The organism is Duganella kummerowiae, assembly GCF_053572355.1.
The window spans coordinates 249,879-270,613 of sequence record NZ_JBKFEH010000017.1 but is presented as its reverse complement, the minus strand read 5'-3'; the positions used below and the strand labels follow the sequence as shown (position 1 = coordinate 270,613).

The 20,735-nt window shown below is 66.7% G+C and carries 18 protein-coding genes and 1 pseudogene; 2 read left to right on the top strand and 17 right to left on the bottom strand.

Going from position 1 to position 20,735, the window contains the following annotated elements; all coding sequences use genetic code 11:
* Positions 1-122: 122 nt before the first annotated feature.
* Positions 123-1,673, top strand: a complete 1,551-nt coding sequence (murJ, locus tag ACLB1G_RS22700; protein ID WP_491629515.1) for a murein biosynthesis integral membrane protein MurJ — start codon at positions 123-125, stop codon at positions 1,671-1,673.
* Between the two features lie 120 nt (positions 1,674-1,793).
* Here murJ and ACLB1G_RS22695 read toward each other — a convergent pair whose 3' ends face one another.
* The 15 genes from ACLB1G_RS22695 to ACLB1G_RS22625 form a co-directional block, all read right to left on the bottom strand.
* Positions 1,794-2,603: a type II secretion system protein gene (locus tag ACLB1G_RS22695; RefSeq protein WP_491629514.1), complete on the bottom strand. Its 810-nt coding sequence runs from the start codon at positions 2,601-2,603 to the stop codon at positions 1,794-1,796.
* Positions 2,597-2,968 carry a type II secretion system protein gene (locus ACLB1G_RS22690; protein ID WP_491629513.1) on the bottom strand — a complete coding sequence of 124 codons (372 nt, stop codon included), beginning with the start codon at positions 2,966-2,968 and terminating at the stop codon, positions 2,597-2,599. Before ACLB1G_RS22690 ends, ACLB1G_RS22695 begins: the two co-directional genes overlap by 7 nt.
* A 2-nt stretch (positions 2,969-2,970) precedes the next feature.
* Positions 2,971-3,453, bottom strand: coding sequence for a type II secretion system protein (locus tag ACLB1G_RS22685; RefSeq protein ID WP_491629512.1), 483 nt, complete (start codon positions 3,451-3,453; stop codon positions 2,971-2,973).
* Positions 3,453-5,501, bottom strand: coding sequence for a secretin GspD/PilQ domain-containing protein (locus tag ACLB1G_RS22680; RefSeq protein ID WP_491629511.1), 2,049 nt, complete (start codon positions 5,499-5,501; stop codon positions 3,453-3,455). The genes ACLB1G_RS22685 and ACLB1G_RS22680 overlap by 1 nt, the downstream gene beginning before the upstream one ends.
* A complete protein-coding gene (locus ACLB1G_RS22675; RefSeq protein ID WP_491629510.1) occupies positions 5,501-6,058 on the bottom strand; it encodes a hypothetical protein in 558 nt (185 codons plus the stop codon). The genes ACLB1G_RS22680 and ACLB1G_RS22675 overlap by 1 nt, the downstream gene beginning before the upstream one ends.
* On the bottom strand, positions 6,055-6,630 hold the full coding sequence (locus tag ACLB1G_RS22670; RefSeq protein WP_491629509.1) for a hypothetical protein: 576 nt from the start codon (positions 6,628-6,630) through the stop codon (positions 6,055-6,057). Before ACLB1G_RS22670 ends, ACLB1G_RS22675 begins: the two co-directional genes overlap by 4 nt.
* Complete coding sequence (locus ACLB1G_RS22665) at positions 6,627-7,172, bottom strand: PilN domain-containing protein (RefSeq protein ID WP_491629508.1); 546 nt, start codon at positions 7,170-7,172, stop codon at positions 6,627-6,629. Before ACLB1G_RS22665 ends, ACLB1G_RS22670 begins: the two co-directional genes overlap by 4 nt.
* On the bottom strand, positions 7,169-7,990 hold the full coding sequence (locus ACLB1G_RS22660; protein WP_491629507.1) for a hypothetical protein: 822 nt from the start codon (positions 7,988-7,990) through the stop codon (positions 7,169-7,171). Before ACLB1G_RS22660 ends, ACLB1G_RS22665 begins: the two co-directional genes overlap by 4 nt.
* Positions 7,983-9,674 (bottom strand): GspE/PulE family protein, encoded by a 1,692-nt coding sequence (locus tag ACLB1G_RS22655; RefSeq protein WP_491629506.1) that lies wholly within the window; start codon positions 9,672-9,674, stop codon positions 7,983-7,985. The genes ACLB1G_RS22660 and ACLB1G_RS22655 overlap by 8 nt, the downstream gene beginning before the upstream one ends.
* A complete protein-coding gene (locus tag ACLB1G_RS22650; protein ID WP_491629505.1) occupies positions 9,671-10,858 on the bottom strand; it encodes a type II secretion system F family protein in 1,188 nt (395 codons plus the stop codon). Before ACLB1G_RS22650 ends, ACLB1G_RS22655 begins: the two co-directional genes overlap by 4 nt.
* 21 nt (positions 10,859-10,879) lie before the next feature.
* Complete coding sequence (gene gspG, locus ACLB1G_RS22645; RefSeq protein WP_491629504.1) at positions 10,880-11,314, bottom strand: type II secretion system major pseudopilin GspG; 435 nt, start codon at positions 11,312-11,314, stop codon at positions 10,880-10,882.
* A gap of 94 nt (positions 11,315-11,408) precedes the next feature.
* Entirely contained in the window at positions 11,409-12,233 is an 825-nt protein-coding gene (gene epsA, locus ACLB1G_RS22640; RefSeq protein WP_491629503.1) for an XrtB/PEP-CTERM-associated transcriptional regulator EpsA, read from the bottom strand.
* A complete protein-coding gene (gene phoB, locus ACLB1G_RS22635; RefSeq protein WP_491629502.1) occupies positions 12,230-12,931 on the bottom strand; it encodes a phosphate regulon transcriptional regulator PhoB in 702 nt (233 codons plus the stop codon). The genes epsA and phoB overlap by 4 nt, the downstream gene beginning before the upstream one ends.
* 242 nt (positions 12,932-13,173) lie before the next feature.
* Entirely contained in the window at positions 13,174-13,806 is a 633-nt protein-coding gene (locus ACLB1G_RS22630; protein WP_491629501.1) for an NF038129 family PEP-CTERM protein, read from the bottom strand.
* A gap of 12 nt (positions 13,807-13,818) precedes the next feature.
* Positions 13,819-16,824, bottom strand: coding sequence for an ExeM/NucH family extracellular endonuclease (locus ACLB1G_RS22625; RefSeq protein WP_491629500.1), 3,006 nt, complete (start codon positions 16,822-16,824; stop codon positions 13,819-13,821).
* Positions 16,825-17,073: 249 nt separating this feature from the next.
* Between ACLB1G_RS22625 and ACLB1G_RS22620 the strand changes: the two genes are divergently transcribed.
* Entirely contained in the window at positions 17,074-18,975 is a 1,902-nt protein-coding gene (locus ACLB1G_RS22620; RefSeq protein WP_491629499.1) for an acyltransferase family protein, read from the top strand.
* 23 nt (positions 18,976-18,998) lie between these two features.
* On the opposite strand, the gene ACLB1G_RS22615 is transcribed toward ACLB1G_RS22620, so the two are convergent.
* Positions 18,999-20,012 (bottom strand): TIGR03790 family protein, encoded by a 1,014-nt coding sequence (locus ACLB1G_RS22615; RefSeq protein ID WP_491629498.1) that lies wholly within the window; start codon positions 20,010-20,012, stop codon positions 18,999-19,001.
* Between the two features lie 78 nt (positions 20,013-20,090).
* Positions 20,091-20,558: pseudogene (locus ACLB1G_RS22610) on the bottom strand (FxDxF family PEP-CTERM protein); the annotation flags it as partial.
* Positions 20,559-20,735 lie beyond the last annotated feature (177 nt).

Genomic DNA, 20,735 nt, shown 5'->3' with positions numbered 1-20,735 from the left:
AAGTTCCGTGCCAGGATCAATTGCAAAATTCGCGGAAGGGCAACGGCGTGGCGAAAGATAAATTTCGATAAACTTTTGCCATGCCAGCCGCGAGGCGGGGCACGCCGCTATAATCACCGCCCATGAACCTGCTTAGAACCCTGTCGGCCATTTCCAGCATGACCATGCTGTCGCGCATCACCGGCCTTCTGCGCGAAACCCTGATCGCCCGCGCCTTTGGCGCCGACGGGCTGACCGACGCCTACATCGTGGCGTTCCGCATCCCCAACCTGCTGCGCCGCCTGTTTGCCGAAGGCGCTTTCTCGCAAGCCTTCGTGCCCATCCTGGCCGAGTACAAGAACAAGCAGGGGCAAGCGGCCAGCAAGCGCCTGGCCGACCATGTGGGCAACATCCTGATCTGGGCCACGCTGGCGGTCACGGCGCTGGGCATCATTGCCGCGCCAGCCTTCCTGTACCTGGTGGCCGGCGGCCTGGAAAAGAATCCGCACGACTTCGAGGCCGCCGTCTGGATGACGCGCGTGATGTTCCCTTATATTAGCTTCATGGCCTTCGTGGCCCTGGCCGGGGGCATCCTCAACACCTGGCGCGAATTCAAGGTCCCGGCCTTCACGCCGGTGCTGCTGAACATCAGTTCCATCCTGGCTTCGCTGTTCCTGCAGCAGCACCTGGAGCAGCCCATCTACGCCATGGCGATTGCCGTGTTCGTGGGCGGCGTGCTGCAGGTGGCGATACAGATACCGGCCCTGGTGCGCATCGGCATGCTGCCGCGCCTGTCGATCAATCCGCTGGGCGGCCTCAACGATCCCGGCGTGCGGCGCGTGCTGCGCAAGATGGGACCGGCCGTGTTTGCCGTCTCGGCGGCCCAGCTCAGCCTGCTGATCAACATGAGCATCGCCTCCCACCTGCCCGAGGGCAGCATTTCCTGGCTGTCCTACGCCGACCGCCTGATGGAATTCCCCACCGCCCTGCTGGGCGTGGCGCTGGGCACCATCCTGCTGCCCAGCCTGTCCAAGGCCAACAGCGAGGGCGACCACGAAGAATACTCCGACCTGCTGGACTGGGGCCTGCGCCTGACTTTCCTGCTGGCCCTGCCGGCGGCGGTCGGCATCGCCACCCTGGCCGAGCCCATGATCGCCACCCTGTTCCATTACGGTAAATTCACCGATGAAGCAGCCACCCAATCGGCGCGCCCGCTGATCGCCTATGCGGCCGGCCTGCTGGGCATCATCCTGGTCAAGATCCTGGCGCCGGCCTTTTACGCCAAGCAGGATATCCGCACCCCGGTGCGCATCGCCATCATGGTGCTGCTGGTGACACAGCTGATGAACCTGGTGTTCGTGCCCTTGCTGCAGGTGGCCGGGCTGGCCCTGTCCATCGGTATCGGCGCCTCCATCAACGCGGCCTTCCTGTACCGCGGCCTGCGCCGCAACGGCACCTACCGTCCCCGTCCGGGCTGGACCGGCTTCTTCACCAAGGTGCTGCTGGCCAGCGCCGTGATGGGCGCGGCAGCCTGGTTCGGCAACAGCCAGATCGACTGGCTGGGCCTGCGCGAGCATGCCTTCCTGCGCCTGGGCGCCCTGCTGCTGCTGGTCGGCGCCTGCGCCGGGGTGTACTTTGCCGCCCTGCTGGCCATGGGCTTCCGCCTGCGCGACTTCAAGCGCATTGCGCGCTGAGGACCCGATTCAAGCCCTGCTGGACGAGGCGCCGGCCAGGGCCGGGACACCGCAAGCAGTGCGCATGCGCGGCAAGGCCAACCACGCCATGGTCATGTTGAAGCCGTTCCGAGCCGGTGGTCAGCGCTGCTGGGGCTTGGCAGTTGGGGGCGCGTTTTCCACGTCCCTGGCCGGGTCGGGCGGCTCCTGCGGCGGCTGGTCCGGCTGGGATGCCGGTTTCTCCGGCTGCGGGGCATCCGGCGGCGGCGCGTCGGGAGGCGGCGCCGGTTCCGGTGCGGGGCCGTCCTGCTGCGGGACGGGCGGCGTGGCGGGCGTGGCGGGGAATAGCGAGCCCGGCTGCTGCAGCGCCGGATTGGCCGTCCCCGGGTTGGCCGTCCCCGGATTGGCCGTCCCCGGATTGGCCGTCCCCTGGTTTGCGCCAGCGTTGGCGGCCTGCTGCTGCGCCGTGCCGGCCGGCTTGCCAGCGGCGGTGAACTTCCAGTCCGACACCTTGGTACGGCCCTCGAAGGCGCGGAAACGCTCGGGGAAGTTACCTATCTTGACGGCCTTCGCATCCGACAGGCTGTAGATGGCCACGATGCCCGTCTTGTCGCCCGCGTACACGATGCCCCACTCTGCGCTGCCGGTCAGCGGATCGACATAGATGCGGCGCAAATGGCGCTTGAGCGTGCTGCTGCGCGGATCGCGCAGCAATTCCTTGAATGAACGCGGCTGGGTAGGCTGGCCGGCAGGGGTGGCGTCGGCATAGCTTTGCAGCGCATCGGCGTATTCCGCGCCTATGGCCAGCAGCTCGGCCTCCAGCCGGCTGCGCTGCAGCACGGAGCCCAGCTTGAGCGTGGCCGCCCCCGCCAGCGCGATCACGGCCACCAGCACCATCACGCTGACATAGGTGAAGCCGGCGCCGGCGCGCCGTGCGGACCGCGCTACCATTCCGCGTAAGGCTTGCCGTTGCGGTCATTGCCGGGCGCGCCGCTGCGCACGTTGTAGACGCCGCCCTTGGCGCCATCCTCGGGCGGCACGATGATCCAGCTGGTGCTGCTGTCCGTGACCGGATCGACCGGCAGCTCGCGCAGGTATTTTTTCTCCACCAGCTGGTCCAGCGAGTCCGGATAGCGGCCGGTGTCGCCATAGTACTGGTCGATCACGTGGCGCAGGCTGCGCAGATTGTCGGCCAGGACGATCTCCTTCGAGCGGTCTATGCTGGGGAAGTAGCGCGGCACGGCCAAGGTCAGCATCAGGGCCACGATGCCCAGCACCACCAGCAGTTCGATCAGGGTAAAGCCACGGGAGCGCATGGTCACCACCTGCGGTAAGGGACGCCATTCAGGCCCGGCTTGTCGCTGGTGCTGTAGACGTCGTAGACATCCTCGCCCTCGCGCGGGTCGTCCGCTTCGCTGGCGTAGCTGCGCTTGCCCCAGGACGCGGCCTCGCTGATCGTGGTGTCGGGGTTGAAGGGATCGCGCGGCACGCGCCGCAGGAAGTACATCTTCACATGCCTGGGATGCTGCTGGTCCGGCACGCCCTGCACCAGCACCTCCAGCGACTTGGGATAGCCGCTGGCGCCCAGGGTCTTGACGATGCGGCCCTGGTCATAGGCCAGCTTGTAGGCGTCGATGGCCTGGCGGATCTCGCGCAGCCCTTCGCGCAGCTCCTGCTCCTGGCGGCGCTGCACCACTACCTGGGCCGCCGGCACCACCAGGGCGCCCAGCAGGCCCATGACGGCCAGCGTGACCAGCAGTTCGATCAGCGTGAAACCGCTGGGGCGCCCGGCGCTGGCCATTACTGTCCTTTCGGCGGCGCGGCTGGCGGCGCCGGCGCCACCGGCTGCGGTTGGGTGTCGGATGGCGGCAGCGGTCCGGGCTGCACGTTGGACTGTGGCGGCGGCGACGCTTGCATGGGCGCGTTCAGCACCGGCATGACGGTGACCGGCGCGCTGACCGGCGCCGTTTCCGCTCCGCTCGCTGGTGTGGCCGGGGTGGCGCTGGCGGCTGGCGCGGGCAGCGCGGCCGGACGGGCGCCGCCGGCTGGCGGCAGCTGGGCCGGCGGCCGCGCGCTCAGGTCGGGACGGCGCCGGAAGCTCGATTCCGTGCCGGCCGAGAATTCCGAGGCCGAGGCTTCCGGACGCTGCACATTGCGGATCAGGTGCGGCGTGATCGACAGCACGATCTCGGTCTTCTGGTTGTCGTCATGCTTGCTGCCGAACAGGCGGCCGATCAGCGGCAAATCGCCGGCGCCGGGGATCTTGTCGGCCGAGCCGCGCTCCTCGCTGTTGATCAGGCCGGCCAGCACCTGGTTCTCGCCATCCTTGAGCTGCAGCATGGTGGACGCCTGGCGGGTACCGATCTGGTAGGCCGTGCTGCCATTCTTGGTGGTGATGGTGGAGACCAGGTTGCTGACCTCCAGCTGGACGCGGATCGCCACCTCGTTGTTCAGGTAGATGGTGGGCTCGGCGTTCAGGGTCAGGCCCACGTCCACGTAGTTGACCGAGTCGCTGGCGAAGCCGCCCACGCCGGACGACACCGTGGTGGTAATCACCGGCACCTTGTCGCCGATGACCACCTTGGCCTTTTCCTTGTTGCGCACGCGGATGCGCGGATTGGCCAGCAGGTTGCTGTCGCTGTCGGTGGCGTTGGCGTTGATCTTGGCGGTGAGACTGCTCACGCCGATGGTGTTGCCGTTCAGGTTGCGCAGGTCGTTGATGGTCAGCGTGCCGCTGCTGGTGGCGATGGGCGACAGGCTTACCGACGTCGGCCACAGCACACCCAGGTCCATCAAACGGGAGCGCTTGACCTCCAGGATTTCCACGTCCAGCATGACCTCCGCCTCCGGCAGGTCCTGGGTGGCGATCAGGCGCTCGGCCAGGCGTATGCCTTCCGGGCTGTCGCGCACGATCAGCAGATTCAGCTTTTCATCGACCACCACGTCGCGCGTCTTGAGGATGGTCTTGAGGGTGTTGGCGACCAGCTTGGCCTCGGCGTTGGCGAGGAAGAAGGTCTTGATGGTCATCTCCTGGTATTCCTTGATCTTGGCCGCCACGTTGGGGTAGATCAGGATGGTGTTGCCGTCCATGACTTGCTGCTCCAGCTGGTTGGTCACCAGCAGGAAGTAGATGGCCGATTCCACCGTGCTGTTCTTCAGGAAGATGGAGGCGCGCTGGTCGGTCTTGACGTCCTTGTCGAACACGAAGTTCAGGCCCGAGCGGCGCGAGATCACCTCGAACACCTGCTTGAGCGGGGCGTCGCGGAACTCGATGGTGATGGGCTGCTTGTAGGCTTTCGCCAGCCCGGTTTCCTGGGCCGGCGGCGCGCTCTTGTCCTGCACCTCGCGCAGCAGCTTGCGCGCCTTCTCGTCGGTGGGGCGCTCGGTCAGCACCGCGTTCAGCTTTTGCCTGGCCAGGTCGTACTCGGCGCGCTCGGCGTGGGCGGCGGCATCGGCAACGAGCTTGTTGATGCGCTGGTCGGCGTCCAGCTGGCGCAGGTCGGCGCGCGCGCGTTCGTTGAGGCCATCGAGCGCCAGCGCCCGGCGCAGATTCTGTTCCGCCAGTTCGGGCTGGCCGTCGGCCATCTGGCGCTCGGCCAGGTCCAGGTAGCGCTTGATGGCGCGGTCGCGCGCCTGCAGGTAGGCGGCGCGGTATTCTGCATTGCCGGGATCGGCCGCAATGGCCTGCTGGTACTTGGCCAGCCCGGCCTCGACCTGGTCCCTGGCCACCAGGTCGCGGCCGTCGCGGTAGGCCATTTGCGCGGCGCAGCCGGACAGCGCCAGCGCAATCAGGGCCGGCAGGGCGGCGCGGCGGCCCAGGCGGGCCAGCACTCGTGGTGGACGGGACATCACTCTAGGACTCCAATATTGAGCTGTTGTACCTGGTTCATGGGCAGGTAGGTCAGGGTAAGAAACGGCGGCGCGATGGCGTCCACCCGGTACACGCCGTCGATCACGGCCTGCAGGCGCGCCACATACACCTTGTCGCCGCGCGCCAGGTAGACTTCCCAGGCGCCCGCCTGGGCCGCCTTGCCTATGTAGGTGAACGGCAGCGGCGGCGCCTGCGGCGGTGGAGGCGGCGGCGTCGCGGCCTGCAGCTGGGCGGCGGTGGGCGGCGGCGGGTTGAAATTCTGGCCCAGGAAGATGCCCTCGCCCGAGGCGAAGGCGGCCTCGCCGGCCTCCCCGACCAGCTCGGCGCGCGGGCGCAGCTGCAGGATGGCGGTATCGGCGCCGGCGGCCGGCTTGCCGGCCTGCGCGCCATCCTCGCGGACGCGCGGCGCGGGGCGCGGAGTTTCCGTCCGCACCACGGCTTCCGCCACCTCGGTGGATGGCGTCTTGTCGCCGAACAGGGCCAGCCCGGCCGCCGCCAGCAGCGCCACGCCCATGGCGATGTGCAGCGGCTTCATGGCGGCACCGCCGCCGCCGGGGGCTTGAGATACAGCGTGAAACGCAGCCGCGCTTCGACGGCCGGATCGGCAATGGCGTCGCGCCGCAGGCTGATCTCGTCCAGGGCTGCGAACGGCATGGCGCGCAGGGCCTGCATGCTGAATTGCCAGATGGCGTTGTACTGCCCCTTGACCGGCAACAGGATCTGGTAGGTGGCGACCTGGCTGGCCTTGTCGTAGCCGGCCTTGTACTCACCTTGGCTCAACACGAGTCCGGATTTGGCGGCCAGGTCGAACAGCAGCTTGACCTGCTGCTCGGCGTAGCGCTGCTCGCCCAGCACCTCGTAGAAGGCGGCCAGGTTCTGGTTGGCTGTCGGCGGAGGCGGCGCCACCACCAGCGTGGACGGCGCCGGCAGCGGCTGCGCCATCACGCGCGCCTGCTCGGCGCGCTGCGGCAGCAGCCAGGCCCAGGCAGCAATACCCAGCACGGACACGCCGGCCGCGATGCAGGGCGCAGCGCCGGCCCGTTGCAGCAGCAGGCGCGCGCGCAGCAGCTGCGGCCCCAGGTTGAGGTTTTCCATCGCTGCCTTCATCGCGCGCTCCACGCGGCTTCCAGCTGGAAACGCAGCGGGTGGTTGGGGTCCTGCTCGCCGATCTCATGCCGTGTCAGCAGCACGCTGCTGAACACGTCCTGCTGCTTGAGCTCCTCGATATAGGCCACCATCTCGTCGCTGCCCCTGGCCTCGGCCGTGATCTTGAGCACCTGCTTGCGGGCGTCCGGTTCCAGGGCCAGCAGCGCCACGGAACGCGGCGTGGCGGCCGCCACCGCGTCCATCAGTTCGCGCCACGGCAGGTTGAGCTGGCCAATGGCGGCGTTGACAAATACAGCCTGCGCCTGCGGGATGACAGTCCTGGCCACCGGCGCCGGCGCGGCGGCCAGGCGCGTGTAGCGTTCCATCTGGTGGCGCAGCTGGCGCTCCCGTTCGCGCTGCTGCTCCAGCAGCTTCCAGCCGCCCACCGCCGCGCCCACGCACAGCAGCAGGCCCAGCACAGCGGCCGCGCCCAGCGCCGGATGCAAACGGTACAGGCTGCGCCGCACGCCGGACGCGGCGAAGTCGATCTGCATGCGCCTCATACCCTCCCTCCCATGCAGGCCAGCAGGACGGCGTCGCTGCGCGCATCGGCGCCGCCGCGCGCCGGCTCCAGGGCCGCGCATTGCAGCGTAGCGCCATCCGCGCGCAGCCAGTCGCCAGGCACCGCGCCGCACAGCTGCAGCATGCGCGGCGCCTCCACATCCTGCAGCAGCGCCTCGCGCGCCACGGCCTGGGCCAGCCAGTCATGGCCGGCCCCCACCGGCACCGGCAGCGGGCGCAAGGCCAGCATGCCGTCCCCGTTCATCACGGCCAGGGTCAGCAGCTGTCCGTGCACCAGGCCGAACCAGGCGCCCGGCTGGAGGCCGCGCCGCCAGCGGTTCCAGGCCGCGACGAAGTGCGGCTCGATGGCGACCAGCGCCAGCCTGCGTTCGCGCGCCACCAGCTCCAGGTGTTCCAGCAGCACGCGCGGCACGGCGGCGGCGAAGAACGGGCGCTGCGCATCCCAGTCGGCGCTGATCCGCCAGGCGGACGGCGGCTCGCCGTACAGGGCCTGGAAGCGCAGTCCGGCCGCCCCCTCCAGGTCGGCCAGGCGGCCGGCGCCGGCCGGCGGCGTCACGCGCCACATGCGGCTCCAGCCCTGGTCCAGCACCACGCTGGCGGGCCAGCCCTGCAGCTGGTGCTCATCCAGCAGCACCCGCAGCGCCTGGGCCACCGCTGCGTGGGGATCGAGCGTGGACGGCGCGATGGCCTGTTCGGCCAGCACGGTCCAGGGTGCGCCGCGCCAGCGGCTGGTGCGCACCAGGCTCACGGCTTGCGGCGCGACGCCGATGCGCAGCGCCTGTCCTATCGCCCTACGCATGCAGGGTCACCCGCTTGATTTCGGCCAGCGTGGTGCCGCCGCGCCTGACCAGCTCCAGCGCCGCCTGGCGCAGGCTGCGGGTGCCGTTGTCGTAGGCGGCCTGCTTGATCTGGCGGATGGGCCGCTTGTCCACGATCAGTTCACGTATCTCGTCGTTCAGGGTCAGTATCTCGGCAATGGAACGGCGCCCCTTGTAGCCGGTGCCGCGGCAGTCGCCGCAGCCCTTGCCGGCCATGAAGCGGTATGCACTGGCCTGTTCACGCGTCAGGCCCACGCTGGCCAGCTCCTGCGCGTCGGGCGTGACCTCGGCCGCGCAGTGCGGGCAGTTGATGCGGATCAGGCGCTGGGCCCAGATGCCGTTCAGGGCCGACACGAAGGCGTAGGGGTCTATGCCCATGTGGGTGAAGCGGCCGAACACATCGAACACGTTATTGGCGTGCACCGTGGTCAGCACCAGGTGGCCGGTCAGCGCCGACTGCACGGCAATTTCGGCCGTCTCGCGGTCGCGGATCTCGCCCACCATGATCTTGTCCGGGTCGTGGCGCAGGATGGAGCGCAGGCCTTTGGCGAAGGTCAGCCCCTTCTTTTCGTTGACCGGAATCTGCAGGATGCCGGGCAGCTGGTACTCGACCGGATCCTCGATGGTGATGATTTTCTCGCGGCCGTTGTGGATTTCGGTCAGGGCCGCATACAGGGTGGTGGTCTTGCCGGAGCCGGTGGGGCCGGTCACCAGCAGCATGCCGTAGGCTTCCTGCGCCAGGGTGCGCAAGGTGGCCAGCGAAGGCGCGTCGAAGCCCAGCGCCTCCAGGGTCAGCGAACCGTAGGCTTCTATCATGGCGCGCTTGTCGAGGATACGGATCACGGCGTCCTCGCCATGGATGCTGGGCATGATGGAGACCCGCAAGTCGATCTCGCGTCCGCCCGCCTCCACGCGGAAGCTGCCGTCCTGCGGGATGCGGCGCTCGGCGATATCGAGTTCGCCCAGCACCTTGATGCGCGAGATGATCTGCTCGGCCACGTCCACCCCGTTGACGGCGGTGGCGTGATCGAGCACGCCGTCCACCCGGTACTTGACGGCCAGGCCGCCGGCCGTGCTTTCCAGGTGGATGTCGGAGGCGCCGGCCTTGAGCGCGTCGTACAGGGTGGAGTTCACCAGCCGCACCGCCGGACTGGCCGCTTCCGACACCGAGGCGAACGACAGCACGGCGGCGGTCTTGCCGTCGCGCCGGCCCTCGCCGCCACCGGGCAGCAGGCTGTCGGTGGCGCGCACCGATTCCTCCTGTTTGGACAAATAGGCCTGGATGTCGGCCTGCAGCGCCAGCCGCAGTTGCAGCGGCGCCTGCGCGCTGGCGCGCGCCTGGGTGCCCAGCCAGGTCTGCAGGTCGAGGTCGAAGGGGTCGGCGATCACGCCAATTAACGCCCCGTTGCCGCCGCCCTCGCGCAGCAGCACTGTGTGGCGCGCCATGGCCTGCGACAGCGGCAGCAGGTCGAAGGCCGGGGTGCAGGCCAGCATGTCGGCCGTCTCCATCACGGCCAGGCCGAAGGGCGCCGCCAGGGCCTGCACCACCTGGCGCGGCTCCATGCCGTTCAGGTCCGACACTTCCTCCACCAGGGTGCGCTTGGACTGGGCCCGCAGGCCGCGCGCGCGGGCCAGCACCGATGCGTCTATCACGGTGGCGCTCATCCCATGTCTCCGGCCAGGTCGAATATCGGCATGTACAGCAGCACCACGATGGCGCCCACCACCAGGCCGATGGCGGCCATCAGCAGCGGTTCGAAGGTGCGCGTGAAGCGGTCTATCCAGCGCGCGATCTCGCCGTCGTAGAAGGCGGCCGATTGGGTCAGCATGGGGCCCATGTCGCCGGTGCGCTCACCCACGCGCAGCATGCGCAGCGAGATGGGCGTGGTCAGCCGGCTGGCCTCGAACGCGGTCGACAGCGGCAGGCCGGACTCGATGGCGGCGCGCGCCGAGCGCAGGCCCTGGCGCACGGCCGGCGACACCATGCCCTGCACCGTCTCGATGGCGTGCACGATGGTGATGCCGCCCTCGCTCAGCATGCCCAGCGTCAGATATAAACGCGACAGTTCGTAGATACGCACCCGCTCGCCAATGCCGGGCAGCCGCCCCAGCAGGCTGGCCACGCCGCCCTGGGCCAGCAGGTGGCGCACGCCGAGCGCCAGCGCGGCCAGCACGCCTGCGATGGCGGCCAGCAGCAGCACCGTGTGGCGGCTGGCGAACTGGCCCCAGTTCAGCATTTGCTGCGACAGCCACGGCAGGTTGCGTCCGGCGCCCTGGTACACTTCGGCAAAGCGCGGCACCACGTAGCCGATCAGGAACAGCGACACGCCGCCGCCCACCAGCAGCAATATGCAGGGATAGATGGCGGCCGACACCAGCTTGCCGCGCACCAGGTCGATGCGCTGCTGGTAATCGATGAAGCGGGACAGCGAGCGCGGCAAGTCCGAGGTGCCCTCGGCCGCGCGCACGATGCCCACGTACAGGGGCGGGAACAATTCCGGCTGATCGGCCAGCACGGCGGAAAAGCGCTGGCCCTCGCGCAGTCCGGCCAGCAGGCGCTCCAGCACGCCGCGCGTGGCGGGGCTGGCTTCCTTTTCCAGCAAGGCTTCCAGCGCCTCGACGATGCCCAGGCCGGCCGTCAGCAGCGCCAGCAGCTCCTGGCTGAACAGCACCAGGGAAAGCGCACCGCGCTTTCCGGCGCGCGCCCGCAGCCCGCGCACCGGCGTGATGGCGCTCACGAACAGCCCGCGCGCCTCCGCCTGGCGGCGCGCGTCGGCTTCATCGCGGCCGTCGATCACCAGATGGCTGATCACCATCTCGGGCGACAGGGTGCGGACATCGAACTGCATACGGAAGGCTTGCTGGCGACGTTACTGTGAATTGCTGATATCGGCATCCTCGCCGGCGCCGCCGGGCTGGCCGTCGCGGCCTAGGGAGATGATCTCGAACTCGCCCTTGGCGCCCGGCGATTTGTACTGGTAAGGGTGGCCCCAGGGATCGGGCGGCACGCCTTTCTTCAGGTAGGGACCGTTCCACTTGGCGCCAGCCGTGGGCGGCGCCGTCAACAGCGCGGCCAGGCCTTCGTCCGTGGTCGGATAGCGGCCCACGTCCAGCCGGTAGGTGTCGAGCGATTTTTCAAAGGCCTCGATCTGGGCCTTGGCGATGGTCACCTCGGACTTGCCCAGCTGGGAAAAATACTTGGGACCCACGTAGGCCGCCAGCAAGCCGATGATCACGATCACCACCAGCAGCTCCAGCAGGGTGAACCCACGCGCCCCGCCCTTCAACGACTTTACCACTTGCATTTCCAACCACTCCTTATCGGCGCCCACGCAGGCTGTGCGAGTGCAGAGGCTACCATGCAGTTTGCCATGCCGACAATCTTTTTTACATTGCTGTCTATGCCGCCCTGGCCAGCTGGCCGGGCGTGCGCTCGAACAGCCTCAGCGCCATGCAGCGGGCGATGGCGTGAGCGCGGTTGCTGACACCCAGCAGCCGGTACAGGCGCTGCAAATGGTTCTTCACGGTCAGGCCGCTGATGCCCAGGATCAGGCCGATCTCATCGTTGCTCTTGCCTTCGCGCACCCAGTGCAGGATCTCCGCTTCACGCGCGCTGACCGGGCGTGCCAGCCGCACGGCGGCGGTTTGGACGCCCGGCCTGCCTACTCGTTGCAGGGCCAGATGCAAATGCGGCAGCAGCAGCTCGAGGAAATAGGCGTGGCGCGCGCGCGGCCGGAAAGGCAGGCCAAACAGCGCGAACACGCTGGAGCCGCCAGCCAGCCGCTCGGTACCGTGCAGCAGCGCATTGTCCAGCCCCAGCTCGGCCAGCTCGGCGGCGAAGGGGGCCAACGAAGCGGCCAGCGGGGGCGCGGCGCCGCTCCCCTGGTCCGCTCCCCGGCCGGCGGCGTCCAGCATGGCCGGCAGGCGCACGCCGTCGCGGCAGTGGCGCGCCAGGCGCAGCGCCAGGCCATCCTCGGCGTGGCTGAGGCGGCTCAGCAGACGGGCGTCCAGCACCGTGCTGTGCAGGCATTCCACATGCAGCAGCTCGTCCGCCGGGCCGAATTGCAGGCACACCAGCACCTGGTGCGGCAGCAGGGCCTGCAGCTGGCCCTGGCTCCACAGGAAGAACTGGCGGCAGTCGCGCACCGGCAGCGCCGCTTCGATGGCGTGCAGCAGATACTCCTGCTCCAGCTTGCTCAGGATCACCAGCGTTTCCACGCTCATACCAGCACCCCATGGCTGACGGCAAAGCGGTAGCCGCTGCCACGCACGGTTTCGATGTGCTCCTGGTGGCCGCTGGGCTGCAGCGCGCTGCGCAGGCGGCCCACGTGGGCGTCCACGGTGCGCTCGTCCAGGATGGCCTGGCGGCCCCAGACCTGGTCCAGCAGCTGGGCCCGGCTGTGCACGCGCTCCGGGTGGTGCATGAGGAAATTGAGCAGGCGGAATTCGACCCGGCCCATGGCCAGCTCGCGGCTGCCGGCCGTGACGCGCTGGGTGCTGGGGTCCAGCCGCAGGCCGGCCATCTGCACCGTGTCCGGCGCCGCGTGCGGATGGCGGCGGCGCAGCAGCGCGTGCACCCGGGCCACCATCTCGCGCGGGCTGAAGGGCTTGGTCATGTAATCGTCGGCCCCGCTTTCCAGGGCCAGGATCTTGTCGGCCTCGCCGCAGCGCGCCGTCAGCATGATGATGGGCAGGTCACGCGTGCGCGCCTGGGCACGCAGGCGCCGTATCAGGGCGATGCCGCTTTGTCCGCGCAGGGTCCAGTCCAGCAGCAGCATGTCGGGCAAGCCCTCCTCCATCATCAGCAGCGCGCTTTCGGCGTCCGGGGCACGGCTGACGCGGTGCCCGGCCAGGCCGAGGTTGTGGGCGATGAGTTCCTGTATCGCAGGCTCGTTTTCGACGACGAGGATGTGGGCATGCATGGCTTATCCGTGAGCTGGTGCAGTGAAAGACGGATTCACTATGCATCAAGCAAACATGCATTACTAATATGATTTCTTTGGAGGATTTATATCCTGAGCATATATATACGGTATATCGCAGGATAACTATCGAATCGGAAGCCGTATGCTATGCGGCCGGCGTGCGTACGCCGTAGGGAAAAAACGACACTCGGGCCGCGCAGGGCGGACCAGGTGCCGTTTTGGTGTGCAGCGGGTGCCGCTCAGGCAGCCTTGCGGCGGCGCAGGAAGCCCAGCACGGCCAGGCCGGCGCCCAGCATCAGCCAGCTTTCCGGTTCCGGCACGGCGGTCACCGACTTGACGGTGCTGCTGTCATAGGTGACCGCGTTCACGGTCACGCTCTGGCCGGCCGTCACCGGCGCGGCGTAGGAGATTTCCGCCAGGGTGCCGTTGGCGGCCGTGGCGCCCAGCTGGTTGTAGCTGGCGTCGTACAAGCTCACCCCCAGCACCGACTGGTAGCCATTGGCGGCGCTGTCCAGGGCGCCGCTGTAGCTGACATCGAAGCTGACCGTGCTGCCCAGGTAGACCGAGTGGAACAGGTCGTTATAGGCCTCGCTGTTGGAAATCACATAGCCGCTGGCCAGCGAACCGCTGACGTCGCCCCACACCTCGGGCGCCACGCCGCTGTTGAAGCCGACGAAGTTGCTCAGGGTGACGGAGGCGGCAGCCGCGCTGGTGTTGGCCGGATTGAACTGCAGGTCCAGCCAGCCCAGGCCGGAGCCAAAGGCGCTGGTGTCCAGGGTCACGTGCAGGGTCTCGGCCGAGGCGGCGGCGCTGGCGGCCAGCATGGCCAGGGCCAGCAGGCCGCGGCGGAAACGGGTGTTGATCGCGTTCATGTCTTCGATTCCTTAGAAAGTACCGCTGTAGATCTTGGCCGCGTAGCTGACGCCCGCCTTGGCCGGATTGGTGAAGGTCAGCGTCACGGTGGCGGTGGCGCCCGCCGCCAGCTGGCCGCTGCCCACGGTGATGTAGGGCGCACCGTTGTGGGTGCCGCTGGCGTTGTCCAGGGTGACGCCCGCGGTCAGGCCGTCGAACTGCACCTGGAACGGGCCGTTCAGCACGCCGCCGCTGGTGTTGGTGAAGCTGAAGGTGCCGGTGAACTTGCCGGTGGCGCGGTTGTACACCAGGCCGGAGGCGGCGGTGCGCACGCTGGCGGCGATGTCGGTGTAGCTGCCTTTCAGGTTCAGGCTGATCACCACCGGGTCATGGTCTGAGGCGCGGTACGGCAAGGCCGTGTACAGGTCCACGGCCTTGCCGTCGGTGTTGTAGTCGATCACGGTCGGCTCGTCGGCGTTGACGTGCCATTCGGTCACGTCGGCCACTTCCGGGCTCAGGGCGGCGCTGGCCAGGGCGTGGTCCAGGTAGCCCGAGGTGCTGCCGAACACGAAGGAGTACGGCATGCCGCGCGGACGCACGAAGCGCTCCAGCTGGTTGACGTAGCCCTTGGCGGTGATGGCGGCGATCGGGTCTTCCATGCCGTAGGAATTGAAGTCACCGATCAGCAGCACGCGGTTGTCGCCGGCGGCGGCCGCCACCTGCGGCACGAAGGTGTTGACCAGGCGCTGCGCCTGCTTGACGCGGGTGGCGTTCCAGCAGCTCTGGCTGTCGCCCTGGTCCTTGTCGAGCGGATCAGTGCTGCTGCTGGTGGAGCAGCTGCCCTTGGACTTCAGGTGGTTGACGATCAGGCTGAACTTGCCGCCGTCGGCGGTGCGGAAAGTCTGGGCCATGGGCGGACGGTTGTTGATGTCATCGGCGTCGCTCAGGGCGCCGCCCACCAGGGTCAGCTTGGCCGGCTTGTAGATCATGGCCACGCGGATGGCGTCGGTGCCGGTGCTGGCCGGGCGCGGCACGTAGGCGTAGGTGCCGGGCACGCCCACAGCGTCGTTGAGCGCCTTGACCAGGTACTTGACCGTGTACTCGCCATTGTCCTTGACGCTGTTCTGGATTTCCATCAGGCCGTAGACATCGGCGTCCATGGCTTTGAGCTCGTTGACGATCTTGTCGCGCTGGCGGATGAACTCGGCCATATTGTCGGCGCCGCGGCAATTGCTCTTGGACACGACGCTGCCCAGCGAGCACCCCTGGCCGGTGGCGCCTGTGTCGTCGCTGCCGTTGGTGAAGGTGGTGAAGAAGTTCAGGACGTTGGCGCTGGCCACCTTGACGTTGCCGGCCGCCAGGGACGGCGCGCTGGTACGCTGGTTATCCTGCGAGAACACGGGCGCCACGGTAGGCTGCAGCTTGAACACGCCCACGTTGCCGCCGCCGGTAGCGTAGTCGACCACGCCGGTGACGCCGCTGGTGGTGTCGCCCACGCGCAGCGAGCCGTCGCCGGCGCCGATGTAGGGGATGGGGTTGGGAGTGGCGGTGGTGCCGTCATCCAGCACGATCAGGTTGCGGGCATTCTCGGCGGCCAGGGCGATGGCCTCGGCCGAGCGTGCCGGGTAGCGGTTGGTCGGGATTTCCAGGCGGCCGGACGACAGGCTGACTTCGCCACGCTCGCCCACATACTCCAGCTGCGACACGGTCAACGGCTGGCTGAACTGCACCAGCATGCCTTCGTACGGGGCCAGGTCGGCCGGCAGGCTGATGATGGTCGGGCTGACGCTGCCTGTGCCCTGGGGCACGATGGCGGTCACGCTGGATAGTTCCGTCATGGAGCGGGTGCCGCCGGTCGGGGTGTATTCCTGCACGGTGCCGGTGACGCGCACCTTGTCGCCGGCCTTGACCGAGTTGGTGGCGCTGCCGGTGTAGACAAAGATGCCGTCCGATGTGGCCGGGTCGCCGTCGCCGGCGGCGTCCTGCAGGAAGAAGCCGGTAGGGACTTTCAGGGTCACTACGCCTTCGGTGGTCTGGATGGTGTTGGCATACGCGCTGGTGGCGCCGCTACCCTGGATCTTCGGAATGCTGAGCGTCACGGCGGCCGGTTCCTGGACGCTGACAGCGATGCTGCAGGACACGGTCTGCGACTGGTCATTGCCGAACTGGACTGTGACCGGATAGCTGCCCACGGCCAGGGTGCTGGCCACGCTCAGGCTGACGGTGGCGGTGCCGCCGGTCAGGCCGTCGTTCTGGAAGCCAGTCAGGGTGATGCCGGCAATGGCGCCGGCCGTGATGGAGGCACGGCTGACGATGCCGTCGGCGTCGGTGGCGCTCAGGGTGGCGCCGCCGCTGGTGCCGCGCGCCAGCGGCAGCGTGGCAGGACAAGTCGCAACGATGGGCTTGGCGGCCGGCAGGCGGCAGTCGCGCAACGCGCTGCTGGTGTTGCGCGGTGCCGGGGTCACGGCGGTAAAGTCGCTGGCGTTGTTGTCGGTGTCGATGCAGCCCTCATCGGCGCGCAGGGCGGCCAGGTTGTTGGCCAGGACCGGGCCGGCCGCGCCTTCCCAGCCGGCCGCGCTGCCGAAGCTGACCAGGTCGCGCAGGGCGCTGCTGGTGGGCTGGCTGCCGCTGAGCGCAGTGGTGCTGCTCGACAGGGCCACCTTGCCGTTGGTGCCGCTCAGGGCCAGGGTGCCGGTCAGGTCGGGCGTCAGCGCGGTCTGGCTGGTGTTGCTGCCGGTGGCTTCCTGGATCAGGTAGTATTGGCCCGCCTTGAGCACGGTGCCGGCCGGGATCGCGGTGGCCTGCCAGGTGGTGCCGGAAGTGCTGGCGTACTGCACGCTCCAGCCGCCGATAGCGACGTCGGACGCGCTGCGGTTGAAGATCTCGATGAAGTCGGAGCGGAACACGGCGCCCGAGTTGCCGCCGCCGCCGTACACCTGGCTGATGACGACATCGGAAGTGGCGCAGGCCGAGGCGCTAAGGCTGGCCAGCAGCGTGGCCAGCACGGTGCGGCGTCCTGGCATGGGGATGTTTTTCATGGGCTTTCCCGATCGAAGTTGGATTAACAAACTGCGTCTACCGGGCCGCCGCGATCAGGAACGCCGCGCCCCCGTTGACAAAATGTCTTGGAAAATTGCAACTTCCATATTAAAAGACGGGGGTGACGGCTTGATGACAGGGGATTGATCCGATTGGACTAAAATTCAGGATGCTGCAGCGCACACAGAGTGCGCTAACGCAGGCATAATACTTGCCGTATCTATATTATTAATTACAGTGCCTTGCACATGAATTTCAGAAAAGACATTAATGGGTTGCGTGCCCTGGCCGTCGTGGCCGTCATCATTTTTCATTTTAATCCGGCAATATTGCCGGGAGGCTTCGCAGGCGTAGACGTATTTTTTGTCATTTCCGGATATCTGATGACCTCGATCATCTATCGAGGCTTACAAACGGACCAGCTCAGCCTGCTGAAATTCTATCTTGCACGAGGCCGTCGCATCATCCCGGCGTTGCTTCCCGTGTGCCTGCTGTTACTGGTAGCCGGCTGGTATTTTCTGTTGCCTGCCACATATATGGGGTTGGCCAAGCATGTTGCGTCCAGCCTGGGGTTCGTTTCCAATATCGTGTACTGGACTGAGGCGGGATACTTCGCCCCCGGGGCCCACGAAAAATGGCTGCTGCACACCTGGTCCTTGTCGGTAGAGTGGCAATTCTATATCCTCTATCCTATCGTGCTGCTGCTGTTGCGGCGAACATTCGGGCTGAAGGCATTACGTGGCTTTGTCGCGGTAGGAGCCATACTCAGCCTGGGGTTGTCCATCGCTGCATCGGGCCGTTTCCCCGAGGCGGCATTTTTCTTACTTCCCACCCGTGCTTGGGAAATGATGGCCGGTGGCCTTGTTCTGCTCTACCCCACCGTCCTGTCCAGCAGGTCAGCCGGCGTCGCAGAACTGGCAGGCGCGCTGCTCATCTTTGCAAGCTATGTGTTTTTGTCAGAGGGAGACACTTGGCCCGGCGGGCTGGCTCTGCTGCCCGTGGCGGGAGCATGTCTGGTATTGTGCGCCAACCGGCAACACTCATGGCTCACCGGCTCGGCACCAAGCCAGTGGCTGGGTGATATCTCTTACTCGCTGTATCTGTGGCATTGGCCTATCGTGGTGCTGTTCAGCTATCTCGGATTCTTGTCCGACTGGCGCTGGCAGGCAGGCGGCGTAGCAGCGTCGCTGCTAATGGCCCAATTATCCTATAGCCTGGTGGAGCAGAAGCTGCGTAGCCGAACGACGCCAGCCTGGACTTGGCGCTGGTCAGCCAGCGCAGCGCTGCTATGCGCCGGCGGCATGGCGGTGTTTGTTGCCCATGGCGTAGTGTCAGCTTACCGCCCCATCAGTGTGTCCGACCGTGCCAGGTTCGTTGCAGAGTACGATGAAAAATACCGCCAATTGCGGGATGTACATTGGATCAATAAATGCAATATGTATGACCGCTACTCGGCAACCGGCCAGCTCAGGACGGATCCGGTGTGCACCACCAAGAGCGGCAGTGGTGGAGTATTCCTTTGGGGCGACTCCCATGCGGAAGCCTTATCGCACGGGCTACGCGCCAGCTTGCCGCGCGAAGTGCCGTTTTACCAGGCCACTTCGGCAGGATGCCGCCCGCGATTGAGCGAGGAGCCTACGCTAAAAGGCCTGGCCCGCACCGCCTGCGACTATTCGAACAAATTCGCGCTTGAATCCATCGCCCGGCTTCAGCCCGATGTGGTGTTGGTTGCCCAGCGCATGCGGCACGAGCAAACCGACTGGCAGCAGCTGGCCGCACATCTGCAGGCGCTCGGAGCGCGGCATGTTGTGCTGGTAGGGCCTGTGCCGCAATGGCAGCCGTCACTGCCTCTGGTAATCGTGGCCCGTCATTGGGGGCAGCCGGGCGAATATATCCAGGACGCAGCACTCGATCACGTCGTCGTGCGCACCAATGAATTGCTGGGGCATATGAAGCACCCCAATTTCAGTTATATCCCCTTGATGGACGTGCTTTGTGGCGCCAGCGGCTGCAGAGCGCGCGTGCCTGAAGGACACGCTTTGATGGCCGTGGACTACGGACACCTGTCAGCGGAAGGATCCGACTTCGTGGTACGTCAAATCATTCTGCCCCGGTTGCCTATTGCAGGCTCCATGGCCAGGCTTCCCTAACCCAAGGCTGATACTCTGCGCCCTTAATTACGGTAGGGAGCCGCCAGCGGATCGCCGATGAACAGGCCCTGGGCGGGCCAGGCCACGCTTTTCCAGTAGGCTTCGATGGCGGTGTTGCCGGACAGGTAGTGCCGTAGCAGGACCGATGAATTAGGGAATTTTTGCCAATAGTTGCAGGGTTCCGAAACACTGCCATAGCTGGCCGTGGCGCCCGCCTCCAGCCAACGCAGTGCGCTCATCTGTTTATCGCTGAGCAGGTCGCCTCCCACCGAGGTCAGGTGGTCGGCCAGGGCGCCCGGCACAAAGTGCAGTGTGTCCAGCTTGGGCACGAAATCCCGGCCCGTCTGGTAGACCATGATGTCCTTCTCGTTCTCCAGGCTATCGGCATACACAGTCTTGATGGTCAATTTTTTCTGCGCCACCAGACCGCTGCGCGGGAAAAATGGCGCGCGGCTGCTGCGCAGCTTGTCGCTAGTCACCAAGAACCAGGCCGTGGCGGCTGGCGGCCGGAAACTACTCACGTGGCCCCGGTCTATCAGGGCTTTGGCCTGCTCCAACGACTCGGCAGGCAGCAGCATGGACGGGCGCAGCCCCAGATCCTTGAATGGCTGTCGGCTGCCGGAGTTGTAGTAGCGGCTGGGCTGGGATGGATCGCAGGGCTTGGCGCACAATGCGCTGTCCACGCCCAAGGTATAGGCTGAGGTGATCGAGTTGCAGTCCACCGCATACGGAGCCGTCCAGACCATCAGCACGGCCTGCACATCGGGTCCCAGCTTGCTGTCGATCTGCTCTTTGAGCGGCGCAAACTGTTCCACGCTGAGCTTGCGCGGACGGTCCGGGATGCGTACATGGACCAGGTTCCTGGCCGGCACTGCGTACACTTTTTGATAGTACTCGGCGGCCGCCACGCTGGCAGCATCCTCATCGTTGATGATCAGGGCCAGTTGTGCGGCCTGCAGGCCGACAGGCTTGACGAATTGGGCTTCCCCCGTGGCCGGCAAGAGCAAGCCGGCCAGCAATAGCGTTATGCGTTGCAACAGACACTACCCCTCTCTGGACGATATAAAAAAAACGGCGGCCGCAGCCCCCGTTTTTTGATTATAGCGTCCCCCAGCTCATTCCGGGCGGCGCCGGCGGCGGGCGATCACACCCAGCACGCCCATGCCGGCCAGCAGCATGCCATAGGTCTCGGGTTCAGGCACGGGCGCTGCCACCGACACCGAGCCAAAATAGGCAAACGGCGCGGCAGCATTCGTCACCTTTCCATTGATCAGCAGGTGGTAGGTGTCCGCCGCCAGCGGTGAGGCAAGGATGCTCCACTCGGTATACCCGCTGGCAGGCGCCGCCGTGCCGGCCAGCGACAGGCCGGCCGAGTTCACCAGGCTGATACCGGTGATGTCCACCAGGGCCCATTCACCGACCTTGACGCTCAGCGAGCTGCCGGCAGCCGCCGTGAAGTCATACATATCGGTGAAGGTATCACCCACTGCCGGGGTGCTGAGGGCGTGGAAGATCAGACTATGGTCGCCCGTCACGGTCTCGGTCTTGCTGATGTCAGCAGCAAAGGCAGGCAGGCAGGCGGCGCTCACGGCCAGTGCGGCGATGGTACGTTGGAAACGCTTCATATTACTCCTCCTAAAAAAGTGCCGGTGCAACCGGCGGTTGCTCGATCACTACAGGAGTAGCTTAGCACTGGCTTAAGTGGCACAGTTGACATTTCAATAATGAAATATTGCAGCGCAATAAGAACTCATGCACGC

Excerpts from the sequence above, each read along its gene's own strand:
- murJ (WP_491629515.1), top strand. The coding sequence starts at position 123 with ATGAACCTGCTTAGAACCCTGTCGGCCATTTCCAGCATGACCATGCTG.
- ACLB1G_RS22695 (WP_491629514.1), bottom strand. The coding sequence starts at position 2,603 with ATGGTAGCGCGGTCCGCACGGCGCGCCGGCGCCGGCTTCACCTATGTC.
- ACLB1G_RS22690 (WP_491629513.1), bottom strand. The coding sequence starts at position 2,968 with ATGCGCTCCCGTGGCTTTACCCTGATCGAACTGCTGGTGGTGCTGGGC.
- ACLB1G_RS22685 (WP_491629512.1), bottom strand. The coding sequence starts at position 3,453 with ATGGCCAGCGCCGGGCGCCCCAGCGGTTTCACGCTGATCGAACTGCTG.
- ACLB1G_RS22680 (WP_491629511.1), bottom strand. The coding sequence starts at position 5,501 with ATGTCCCGTCCACCACGAGTGCTGGCCCGCCTGGGCCGCCGCGCCGCC.
- ACLB1G_RS22675 (WP_491629510.1), bottom strand. The coding sequence starts at position 6,058 with ATGAAGCCGCTGCACATCGCCATGGGCGTGGCGCTGCTGGCGGCGGCC.
- ACLB1G_RS22670 (WP_491629509.1), bottom strand. The coding sequence starts at position 6,630 with ATGAAGGCAGCGATGGAAAACCTCAACCTGGGGCCGCAGCTGCTGCGC.
- ACLB1G_RS22665 (WP_491629508.1), bottom strand. The coding sequence starts at position 7,172 with ATGAGGCGCATGCAGATCGACTTCGCCGCGTCCGGCGTGCGGCGCAGC.
- ACLB1G_RS22660 (WP_491629507.1), bottom strand. The coding sequence starts at position 7,990 with ATGCGTAGGGCGATAGGACAGGCGCTGCGCATCGGCGTCGCGCCGCAA.
- ACLB1G_RS22655 (WP_491629506.1), bottom strand. The coding sequence starts at position 9,674 with ATGAGCGCCACCGTGATAGACGCATCGGTGCTGGCCCGCGCGCGCGGC.
- ACLB1G_RS22650 (WP_491629505.1), bottom strand. The coding sequence starts at position 10,858 with ATGCAGTTCGATGTCCGCACCCTGTCGCCCGAGATGGTGATCAGCCAT.
- gspG (WP_491629504.1), bottom strand. The coding sequence starts at position 11,314 with ATGCAAGTGGTAAAGTCGTTGAAGGGCGGGGCGCGTGGGTTCACCCTG.
- epsA (WP_491629503.1), bottom strand. The coding sequence starts at position 12,233 with ATGAGCGTGGAAACGCTGGTGATCCTGAGCAAGCTGGAGCAGGAGTAT.
- phoB (WP_491629502.1), bottom strand. The coding sequence starts at position 12,931 with ATGCATGCCCACATCCTCGTCGTCGAAAACGAGCCTGCGATACAGGAA.
- ACLB1G_RS22630 (WP_491629501.1), bottom strand. The coding sequence starts at position 13,806 with ATGAACGCGATCAACACCCGTTTCCGCCGCGGCCTGCTGGCCCTGGCC.
- ACLB1G_RS22625 (WP_491629500.1), bottom strand. The coding sequence starts at position 16,824 with ATGAAAAACATCCCCATGCCAGGACGCCGCACCGTGCTGGCCACGCTG.
- ACLB1G_RS22620 (WP_491629499.1), top strand. The coding sequence starts at position 17,074 with ATGAATTTCAGAAAAGACATTAATGGGTTGCGTGCCCTGGCCGTCGTG.